Source organism: Microbacterium sp. NPDC056052 (genome assembly GCF_042266785.1).
Classification (GTDB): Bacteria; Actinomycetota; Actinomycetes; order Actinomycetales; family Microbacteriaceae; genus Microbacterium.
Window position 1 is genome coordinate 159,267 of sequence record NZ_JBHJWV010000008.1, and the last position, 9,190, is coordinate 168,456.

General features: G+C 70.3%; 10 protein-coding genes, 1 tRNA gene and 1 riboswitch. Of the genes, 5 read left to right on the top strand and 6 right to left on the bottom strand.

What is annotated here, in order from left to right; genetic code table 11:
* Window positions 1–40 precede the first annotated feature (40 nt).
* The 3 genes from ACFC1J_RS15975 to ACFC1J_RS15985 all read left to right on the top strand — a co-directional run bounded on the left by ACFC1J_RS15975 (window position 41) and on the right by ACFC1J_RS15985 (window position 1,770).
* Window positions 41–877, top strand: coding sequence for a M23 family metallopeptidase (locus ACFC1J_RS15975; protein WP_375908173.1), 837 nt, complete (start codon window positions 41–43; stop codon window positions 875–877).
* Between the two features lie 291 nt (window positions 878–1,168).
* The gene (locus ACFC1J_RS15980; protein ID WP_375908176.1) at window positions 1,169–1,666 is read left to right on the top strand and encodes an HNH endonuclease; all 498 of its coding nucleotides are present in this window, start codon (window positions 1,169–1,171) and stop codon (window positions 1,664–1,666) included.
* 30 nt (window positions 1,667–1,696) lie between these two features.
* Window positions 1,697–1,770 (top strand) — tRNA-Arg (locus tag ACFC1J_RS15985).
* 53 nt (window positions 1,771–1,823) lie between these two features.
* Here ACFC1J_RS15985 and ACFC1J_RS15990 read toward each other — a convergent pair.
* The 4 genes from ACFC1J_RS15990 to ACFC1J_RS16005 all read right to left on the bottom strand — a co-directional run bounded on the left by ACFC1J_RS15990 (window position 1,824) and on the right by ACFC1J_RS16005 (window position 4,296).
* On the bottom strand, window positions 1,824–2,168 hold the full coding sequence (locus ACFC1J_RS15990; protein ID WP_375908179.1) for an Lsr2 family protein: 345 nt from the start codon (window positions 2,166–2,168) through the stop codon (window positions 1,824–1,826).
* A 54-nt stretch (window positions 2,169–2,222) separates the two neighbouring features.
* Window positions 2,223–2,549, bottom strand: a complete 327-nt coding sequence (locus tag ACFC1J_RS15995; protein ID WP_375908182.1) for a DMT family transporter — start codon at window positions 2,547–2,549, stop codon at window positions 2,223–2,225.
* A gap of 11 nt (window positions 2,550–2,560) precedes the next feature.
* A riboswitch (guanidine-III (ykkC-III) riboswitch) is annotated at window positions 2,561–2,625 on the bottom strand.
* Window positions 2,626–2,668: 43 nt separating this feature from the next.
* Window positions 2,669–3,523, bottom strand: a complete 855-nt coding sequence (locus ACFC1J_RS16000; protein ID WP_375908185.1) for a LuxR C-terminal-related transcriptional regulator — start codon at window positions 3,521–3,523, stop codon at window positions 2,669–2,671.
* Window positions 3,524–3,738: 215 nt separating this feature from the next.
* On the bottom strand, window positions 3,739–4,296 hold the full coding sequence (locus tag ACFC1J_RS16005; RefSeq protein ID WP_375908187.1) for a methylated-DNA--[protein]-cysteine S-methyltransferase: 558 nt from the start codon (window positions 4,294–4,296) through the stop codon (window positions 3,739–3,741).
* Between the two features lie 202 nt (window positions 4,297–4,498).
* On the opposite strand from ACFC1J_RS16005, the gene ACFC1J_RS16010 reads away from it, so the two are divergent.
* A complete protein-coding gene (locus ACFC1J_RS16010) occupies window positions 4,499–8,155 on the top strand; it encodes an AAA family ATPase (RefSeq protein ID WP_375908386.1) in 3,657 nt (1,218 codons plus the stop codon).
* Window positions 8,148–8,381, top strand: coding sequence for a hypothetical protein (locus ACFC1J_RS16015; protein WP_375908191.1), 234 nt, complete (start codon window positions 8,148–8,150; stop codon window positions 8,379–8,381). Before ACFC1J_RS16010 ends, ACFC1J_RS16015 begins: the two co-directional genes overlap by 8 nt.
* Window positions 8,382–8,483: 102 nt before the next feature.
* Here ACFC1J_RS16015 and mscL read toward each other — a convergent pair whose 3' ends face one another.
* The gene (mscL, locus tag ACFC1J_RS16020) at window positions 8,484–8,873 is read right to left on the bottom strand and encodes a large conductance mechanosensitive channel protein MscL (protein ID WP_375908195.1); all 390 of its coding nucleotides are present in this window, start codon (window positions 8,871–8,873) and stop codon (window positions 8,484–8,486) included.
* A gap of 25 nt (window positions 8,874–8,898) precedes the next feature.
* Window positions 8,899–9,174, bottom strand: coding sequence for an FmdB family zinc ribbon protein (locus tag ACFC1J_RS16025; RefSeq protein ID WP_375908197.1), 276 nt, complete (start codon window positions 9,172–9,174; stop codon window positions 8,899–8,901).
* Window positions 9,175–9,190: the final 16 nt, after the last annotated feature.

The window sequence follows — 9,190 nt, forward strand, 5'->3', positions numbered from 1 at the left end:
GGACGAGCCGACGCACGGCGCCGAGGCCTGGAGGAAGCCCTTGGCTGCAGAACTCGATCAGACCGATACGTCCGTCGACACGCATTCCCCGAAGCGTGCGAAGAACCCGGCCTCCCGTTCCGTCGTGCGCCCGATCCGCACCTTCGCGGTCCTCGCCGCCGTGGGCGCGCTGGTGACCGCGATCGCCCTGCCTGCCCTCGCGACCGGCGCCGCTCCCGCGACCGCCTCGCCGGTGACTGCTCAGCAGATCGCCGCCGGCCACGCGCAGTCGATCGTCGTCGCGTCCGAGGCGACGGCCGTCGCCGGCACCCGCGGTTCCTTCACCGCGACCACTCCTCAGGAGATCGAGCAGAAGAAGGCGCAGGAGGCCGCTGTCGCCGCCGCCAAGGCCGCGGCGGAAGCCGCCGCCGCCAAGCCCGCCGTCGCGTCCGTCCGCACGAGCATGGCGCCGATCGCGAACCCCGGGCAGGTCATCTACCCGATGGCGGCCGGCTCCTACACGCTGAGCGACGGCTTCGGGGCGGCCCGCAGCGGTCGCAGCCACATGGGTCAGGACTTCGCCGCGCCGATCGGCACGCCGATCTACGCGGCTGCCGACGGGTGCGTCACGATCTCCCAGGACGGCTACGGCGGCTATGGCGAGACGATCCAGCTCTCCCACCCCGCGCTGAGCGGATCCGCGGCGATCTCCACGCTGTACGGGCACATGAACTACGGCAGCCGGGCCGTCGGGGTGGGCCAGTGCGTGACCGCCGGCCAGTACCTCGGCGAGGTCGGGAACACGGGCTGGGTGTCCGGATCCTGCCTGCACTTCGAAGTGCTCGTGAACAACACCGAGATCGACCCGCTCGCGTGGCTCGAGGTCAACGTCCGCTGATCCAGTACGGCGTTCACCGGAAGTTCTCCGCGTCGTCGTCGGGGCATGGGTTAGCCTGATTCCGTCGTCGCAAGGGCGGAGGAACACGATGGGACGAATACCGAGCATCCGAACCACGGATGCACTCGGTCGACTCGTCCTTCGGCATTGCCCGCAGGAACTGCACGGATCACCCGTGCGCTCACGGCGCTGTCTCTCGTAGACAGCGCCGTTTTCGTATCCTGCGGACCCTCAGTCCGCGCACGGTCGAGAGACCGGGAAGCCGTCCCGGTCGGATCGAAGGGATGCAGGATGCGCACACTGGTGCTCAACGCCGGGTACGAACCGCTCGCGGTCGTGTCGTTCAGACGCGCGATCGTACTGGTCATGAACAAGAAGGCCTCCGTCGTCGAATGCGCCGTCGACGATCCCGTCTGGGCGGCGAGCGGCCGTTTCGACCGCCCCGCAGTGATCGTGCTGAGCCGGTACGTGCGGATGCCGAGAGCCCGGTACACGCCCGTCACGAGACGCGGGGTGCTGCGCCGCGACGGCAATCGCTGTGGATACTGCGGGAAGTCCGCGTCCACGATCGACCACGTGATGCCGCGCTCGCGCGGGGGCAAGAACTCCTGGGAGAACCTCGTCGCCTGCTGCTTGCGCTGCAACAACGTCAAGAGCGACCGCACCCCGCAGGAGATGGGGTGGGAGCTGCGCCTGACGCCCGCTCCGCCACGCGGGACGGGATGGACGGTGCGCGGATCCGAACGGGGCGACCCCCGCTGGGAGCCATACCTGGCGATGGCGGCGTAGGACCGCGAGCGCTCGTTAGACTGGGGGAGCGCCTTCGTAGCTCAGTCGGATAGAGCGGCCCTCTCCTAAAGGGCAGGTCGCAGGTTCGAATCCTGTCGGGGGCACGAACAGGAAAGGGACCGCCCGAATGGGCGGTCCCTTTCCTGTTCGATCGCGATCAGTGCGCGGCGCGGTAGGCCTCGATCACATCGGCCGGAATGCGGCCGCGCTCGGAGAGCTTGTAGCCGTTGTCGCCGGCCCAGGAGCGGATCGCCGCGGTCTCCGGGTTGCGGTTGGGGCGCTTGGCCGCCGCGGACGGCCGGCCGGCCGCCGCGCGCTGCGTGCGCCGACCCGAGGAGATGAACGGAGCGAGCGCCGCACGCAGGTCTGCGGCGTGCGCGCTGGTCAGATCGATCTCATAGGCGGAACCGTCGAGCGAGAAATGCACAGTCTCGCCCTCGCCCACCTCGAGAACGGAACCGTCGATATCGTCGACGAGCTGATGAACGATTTTGCGTGCCATGGCGACAAATCTACGTGCAGGAATTGTCCGTGGCAATGATTGGAATGCGGAATGTCATGAATGCCCCGGATCGATCAACTTCAATCCGACAATGCATCCCACCAGACCGAGGATCAACAGGATCCGGATCCAGGACACCTCGGAATCACCGGTGAGCATGGCCCAGACGACGGTGAGCGAGGCTCCGATGCCGACCCACACCGCATAGGCGGTGGCGGTCGGTATCTCCCGCATCGCCCAGGCCAGCCCGAACATCGATGCGGCCAGGCCGATCACGAAGACGATGCTGGGCCAGAGCCGTGTGAACCCCTCGGCTTTGCCGAGGGCCGTCGCCCAGACGGCCTCGAGGACTCCGGAGATGATGAGCACGATCCACGCCATGGCGGGCCTCCTGAGAGCCAGTCTTTTCGCTGTCCGGGTACTGGCCCGCCTCGTCCGGGTGCGCAATGCGCTGTGTCGAGACTACTGCGGACGCCTGGGCAGGAGCAGGGCATCCCGGCTCAGGGGATCAGACCGTCGCGTCGCGCCCGCGCGACGGCGGCATGCCGGGTCGGCGCGTCGAGCTTCGACATCGCCGTTCCCAGATACGCCTTCACCGTCGATTCGCGCAGCCCCAGCTCTGCCGCGATCCGGGCGTTGGTCTGCCCGAGGGCAGCGCAGCTCAGCACGTCCAGCTCGCGCGGGGAGAGGTGCACGTCGGAAGCGCCGTGCAGCGGTGGTGGCGCGGAGAGGGCCAGCAGGCGGCGCTCGAGGTCTCCGAGGCGTTCCCGCACCGCCTCATCCGGCACGAGGGCGGCGATCGATCGCAGTTCGGCGAAGCTCTCCCGCAGCTCTTCGAGGTGTGCGGGGCTCAATGCCGGCGGAGGAGCGGGCGCGCCCGCGGAGCGCACGCGGCGCTCGACCTCCTCGCGAATGCGCAGCTCACCGGCGAGCGCGTCCGCGATCTGCATCGCCGGGGCGGTGGTGACCCCGCCGGCCGGCGGTTCCTCCCAGGCGCCGGCGTACAGCACGCCGCGCGGCCTCCCCGATACGATCACCGGGATCGCGAGCAGGGTGCGGAGCCCCTCGCCCAGGACGAAGCCGTCGTAATCGTGCGTGATCTGCTGCGATGCGCCGTAGTCGTGCGTCATGCGCGGGCGCAGCTCGATCATCGCCCGTCCGCCGAGACCGCGTTGCGGCTGGACGCGCAACCCCTCGAGGCTTCGGGTGCGCGAGCCGACGATCGCGGTGACCGGGACCTCGCCGCTGTCCAGCAGCCCGCCGAATGCCACGGGGAAGCGGGTGCGCCGGATCAGTTCGCGCACGGCCTGCGCGACCAGATCCGCATCGGATCCGACGGTCTCGAAAGAGTTCACCCGACTACCAGCTTCCGGGGTTTCCACCCCGTTGTTTCGTAGCGTCGACGCTATCACTCGGGCGCGCGCGAGGGCGTGCCGGAGAATGCCGATGGGGGCCGAAGAGGCCCGCGCCCGATCCGCCATTCCCTCTGCGTCCGGAACGCGCGGGTGTCGGCGCAATACGGGCACGGCGTCAGCGCCTCTCCGGAACGGGAGGCGTCCGCCCCGGCGGCCTACACGCCGGGGCGGACGTCGTGCACGGTAGGGGCTCGGGTGGCTGCATCCGCCTCCAGGTCCAGGAGATATCGCTTCCGTTCGGGATGCGCGCCGTACTCGCCGGGCGAGCCGTCCGCACGCACCACGCGGTGCACGGGCACGACGATCGAGAAGGGAGTGTTCCTGCACGCCGTGCCCACCGCCCTGGCGGCGCCCGGGCTGCCGGCCATCGCCGCGACCTCGCCGTAGCTCGCGCTCTGGCCCCAGGGGATCTCGCACACGGACTGCAGCGCGGAGCGGGTGAAGCCGTTCGCCAGACGCCAGTCCAGGGCGAGCTCCTGATCGAAGCGGATCGGCTCTCCCGAGAAGTACGCGTGCAGCAGCTCGTCGATCTCGGCGCTCGCGCCCGGATCCGGCTCCGGTACGGCGTGCAGCATCCGGGCGGTCGCCTCGAGCGCCCAGGGCGAGTCGCGGTGCATCCCCTCCGGCAGGTCGAACGTCACCAGCCCCTCGTCGGAGAACACACACAGCGCATCCCCGAACGGGGTGTCGGCGAAGTCGTAGCGGTAGGTCATGCACCCATCCTCTGCCACCGCGTGCGCGCAGGACGGCCGGATCCGCAATCGGTGCGAAGGATCCGGAAAAGGCCCGCTGTGGAGGGGGAAACCACCTGAATCCGGCGAAACCCAGTGGATCTGACGGTTCTGCCCATCCCGCACGCCTAGTCTTTGTCGTGTGTGGCGACGTGACGGGAAGAACGCGGAGGAGAAGTCCGTGATGCCCGGCGACGTCGATGTGGCAGAGCCGGGCGTGCAGGCGGTGCACGCCGCGACAGCGGAGCGAGCCCGCCTCAGGGCGGAAGCGGCGGAACTCGGCGGCCCCTCGCCGCTGACCGCATACCGCGATGTCGCGGCCGGCGGAATCGACATCTCGCGCGCCCACCCCGGCAGCCTGCCGCAGTTCATCACGGGCCGTTCCACCCTGCTGTCCAACCTGTTCCGCGATGAGGTGGGGCTCCGCGGCGCTCGTCTCGCCGCCGACCGGATCACGGCGAAGAACACCGAGCTGCGCACCGTGCGCGGCCTCGACGCCGTGCACCTCGCGGTCGGGCTGTGCACCTGGCGGATCGGCGGCGTCGACTACGCCGCCCCGATGCTGCTGCGTCCGCTCGCGATCCGCCGGCACTACGCGGACTACGAGCTGAAGCTGCACGGGCAGTTCTTCCTCAACCCAGAGCTCGTGCGCATCGCGCGCGATCACTTCGGGATCACGATCGACGACGCCCGCCTCGCCGCCCTGGCATATCAGAACGGCGTGTTCGCGCCGCAGCCGGCGATCGACATGCTGCGCGCGGCCACCTCGTCCGTCGACACGTTCTCGGTGCAGCCGCGCATGATGGTGTCCACGTTCGCCGACGTCGGCACCGCGATGGCGCGCGACGCGCACGACCTCGACCATCTGATGCTCAACGCGCTGGCCGGCCATGCCGCCGACCGCGAGCGCGTCTCCGCGCCGGGACCGCAGCCGTCCACAGCCGGGCCCGATGACCGTGCCCCTGCCTCCGACAACCTCCTGCTCGACGCCGACAACGAGCAGGAGCAGGTGCTCGCCCGCATCGCGGCGGGGCACTCCCTCACGGTCTCGACGCTTCCGGGGACCGGCGGGACGCAGACCGTGATCAACGCGATCGGTGAACTGGTGCGCGCGGGCAAGCGTGTGCTCGTCGTCTCGCCTCGGCGCTCGACGCTCGACGGCGTGCGGCACCGACTGAGCGGGATCGGGCTGGACGGGTTCGCCGTCTCGCCGGCCTCGGTGCGCCGGGATCTGGTGCGCGCCATCGGTCGCAACGAGAAGGCCGCGGCGCCCAAGCTCGCCGAGATCGACGACGCCCTGCTGCGGCTGCGCACGGTGCTGCGCGATTACCGCCGCGCGCTGACCGAGACGGATCCGGCGCTGGGCGCCAGCGTGCTCGACGCGACCCGCATGCTCACCCGGCTGGCGCTGCTCCCGACACCGCCGACCACGACGGCGCGGCTCGGGCGCCCTGCGCTGCAGAACCTCGCGGAGGATCGCACCCACGCCGCGGAAGCGCTCGCGCAGGCCGCGCGGCTGGGGGAGTTCCGGTTCGGCCCCGACGACTCGCCCTGGTACGGGGTCGTCTTCTCCTCGTCGGACGAGGCGCACCGCGTGCACGCGCTCGCCGAGACACTGCACGCGCGCACCGTGCCGGATCTTCTCGAGCTGGGCTACGAGCTCGTCGCCCAGACGCGCATGCGCCCGTTCGCGACGATCTCGGAGCTGGGCGAGTACCTTCGTCTGCTCCGGGGGATCCGCGACTCGCTCGACCATTTCACTCCGGCGGTGTTCGAGCGCCCGCTCGGGGAGCTCATCAAGGCGCACGGCAACCGGCGGGACAGCGCGGCGATGACCGGCGCGAACCGCCGGCGGCTGCGCCAGCTGGCCAAGGAGTACGTGCGCCCCGGCGCGCACGTGGGCGACATGCACGACGCGCTCACGCGCATCCAGGCCCAGCGCACCGAGTGGCAGCGGTACGTCGACGCCGGCGTCGCACCGGAGGTGCCGCTCGGACTCGCCGACGTCTCCGTCGCCTGGCGGGACGTCGACGCGCAGCTCGCCGAGCTCGACACGGCTCTGGGGCGCAGGGAGCCGCTCGCGACGCTTCCGGTCGCGCGCCTGCTGCGCACGCTCGCCGGACTCGCGGCCAAGTCGGATGTCTTCGACAACCTCATCGAGCGCGCCCGCATCCGCGACGAGCTGGCGGGACTCGGCCTCGAGCCGCTCCTCATCGACCTGTCCACCCGGCACCTCTCCGAGGATCGGGTGGGCGCGGAGCTGGAGTACGCCTGGTGGCAGTCCCTGCTCGAGCAGGCGCTGCGGCAGAACCGCTCCCTGCTGGGGGCGAATACCTCGGTCGTCGACCAGCTCGAGCGCGACTTCCGCCTCGTGGACGAGGCGCACGCCGGGGCAGCCGGCCCGCTGCTCGCCTGGCAGCTGAGCGGCCAGTGGCGGATCTCGATCGTGGACGAGGCGGCGGAGGCGCAGAACCTCCGGCACGGGCTCACGCAGCACCGCACCACGGTCGCCGAGCTCGTGGCCGCGGCCCCGACGCTCATGCGCGTCCTTGCGCCGGTCTGGATCGCCTCGCCCTATCAGGTGCCGGACCTGCCGGACTCCGTGGAGTTCGACACCGTGATCCTCGTCGACGCCGCGGCCATCAACCTCGCCGAGGCGACGCCGGCGATCCGCCGCGCCCGCCAGATCGTCGCGTTCGGCGACCCCGTGCTGCAGAAGCCGACCGCGTTCCAGGTCGCCACGATGCCTGCGGAGGACCGCGAGGAGGAGGTGCCGTTCGACGAGGTGTCGGTTTTCGAGCGCCTCTCCGAGCTGCTGCCCGTGGTCACGCTGACCCGCAGCTACCGCGCGGGCGGCGAGGATCTGGCCTCGCTCATCAACGACGCCTTCTACGGCGGCGAGATCGTGTCGCTGCCCTGGGCCGGGTCCTATCTCGGCCGCGGCTCGCTGACCGTGGACTACGTCGAGGGCGGCGTGGGCATCCCGCACCCCGAGACGGGCGCGATGGAGAGCCCGGAGGCCGAGGTCGCGCGCATCGTGACGCTCGTGGTGGAGCACGCGGTGCACCGCCCCACCGAGTCGCTCATGGTCGTCACGGCCAGCCGCACGCACGCCGAGCGGGTCTTCGCCGCGGTGTCGATCGCCTTCGCGGGCCGCAGCGACGTGGCCGAGTTCGTCGGCAGGGACACGCAGGAGCCCTTCGTCGTGCTGACGCTCGAGGAGGCGGCGGCCGAGAGCCGCGATCGCGTGATCTTCTCGCTCGGCTACGGCGTCACCAAGCACGGCCGCGTGCTCAGCGACTTCGGCGACCTGTCCTCTCCCGACGGAGACCGCCTGCTCACGATCGGCATGACCAGAGCGCGCCGCTCGATGGTGATCGTCTCGTCGATCCGCCCGTCGTCGTTCGACGAGGGGCGCCTGGATCACGGTGCGGCCACGCTCATGTCGATCCTCGGCGATCTCGCCGGGCATGTGCGCGAGGAGCGCGCGGAGGATCAGGCGGATCCGCTGACCCTCGCTCTCGCCCGAGAACTGCGCCGCATCGGCGTCTCGGTCGACGTGGACTACCGGGGACTGCTGCCGCTCGTGGCGCAGCACGCCGGCAAGGCGGTCGTGATCGAGCCGGATCCGGAGTCGCGAGCCGAATCGCTCCGGGAGACACTACGGCTCCGCCCCCAGGTGCTGCGGCGTCTGGGGTGGCACTACATCCGCGTGCACGCCTTCGATCTGTACAGCGATCCTGCCGGGGTGGCGCGCCGCATCGGCGAGGTGCTCGGCGTGCCCCTCGACGCGCCGCGCGTGGACGGCGACACGCAGCCGCTCGACGTGGACGATGCCTGACGACGAACCTCCCGTGTCGCCGGAACCGGCCGAGGCGACTTCCGGTGACTCCGGATCCCGGCAGCGCATCGTGCGCGTTCGAGGGGCGCGCCGTGCGCGTCTGACGCCCGCGCCCGGCACGCACGCGGAACCCGACGAGCGCGATCGCGCGTCCGGCGGGGAGCACAGGGGCGCCTCCGGCCCGAACGACGCGGCGCTGCGCCGTGAGATCCCGCCGCACTACTGAGGCGGCGGACCGCGCAGACGACGACGCCCCGGTCGCCACGAGGGCGCCGGGGCGTCGGTGCTTGGTCTTGTCGCTGCGTTCCGCGCTCAGCAACCCGTCGGATCAGGCGGACTTCTGCTTCTCGAGCAGGTCGCGAATCTGGATCAGCAGCTCCTGCTCGGTGGGCAGGGCCTCGGGTGCTTCCGTGGCGCCTGCATTCGCCTTCGCAGCCTGGCGCTCCTTGAACTTGTTCATCGGCATCACGAAGGCGAAGTAGACGATCAGCGCGATTGCGAGGAATTTGATGACGGCGCCGATCACGGCGCCGATGCCGAAAACGCCGATCTTGAACGCGTTGAGGTCGTCTGCGTTGAACAGCAGACCGATGAGCGGATTGATCAGGTTGTCGACGATGGTGGTGACGATTGCCGAGAACGCTGCGCCGATGACCACTGCGACGGCGAGGTCGATGACGTTGCCCTGCGCGATGAAATCTCTGAAGCCCTTGATCATGCTTTCTCCCCTGAAGTGTTCGGCCTCAGGATCCCGAGGCCGGTGCGGAGGCGGGCGCGGGTGCGGCGCTCGCCGTCGATTCCGACTTCGATGATGCCCCTGTCGAGGAGGAAACCCCCGATCCCGCGCGCGAGTCGGTGCGATAGAAGCCCGAGCCGTTGAAGGTCACGCCGATCGATCCGTACTCCTTGCGCAGGCGGCCCTGGCATTCGGGGCACTCGGTGAGAGCGCTGTCGGAGAACGACTGCACGGCGTCGAAGCGGTGCCCGCAGGCGGTGCAGGCGTAGGAGTAGGTGGGCATGGGGCCTCGCAGGTCT

Excerpts from the sequence above, each read along its gene's own strand:
- ACFC1J_RS15995 (WP_375908182.1), bottom strand. The coding sequence starts at position 2,549 with ATGGCGTGGATCGTGCTCATCATCTCCGGAGTCCTCGAGGCCGTCTGG.
- ACFC1J_RS16015 (WP_375908191.1), top strand. The coding sequence starts at position 8,148 with ATGCCTGACGACGAACCTCCCGTGTCGCCGGAACCGGCCGAGGCGACT.
- mscL (WP_375908195.1), bottom strand. The coding sequence starts at position 8,873 with ATGATCAAGGGCTTCAGAGATTTCATCGCGCAGGGCAACGTCATCGAC.
- ACFC1J_RS16025 (WP_375908197.1), bottom strand. The coding sequence starts at position 9,174 with ATGCCCACCTACTCCTACGCCTGCACCGCCTGCGGGCACCGCTTCGAC.
- ACFC1J_RS15980 (WP_375908176.1), top strand. The coding sequence starts at position 1,169 with ATGCGCACACTGGTGCTCAACGCCGGGTACGAACCGCTCGCGGTCGTG.
- ACFC1J_RS16010 (WP_375908386.1), top strand. The coding sequence starts at position 4,499 with ATGCCCGGCGACGTCGATGTGGCAGAGCCGGGCGTGCAGGCGGTGCAC.
- ACFC1J_RS15990 (WP_375908179.1), bottom strand. The coding sequence starts at position 2,168 with ATGGCACGCAAAATCGTTCATCAGCTCGTCGACGATATCGACGGTTCC.
- ACFC1J_RS16005 (WP_375908187.1), bottom strand. The coding sequence starts at position 4,296 with ATGACCTACCGCTACGACTTCGCCGACACCCCGTTCGGGGATGCGCTG.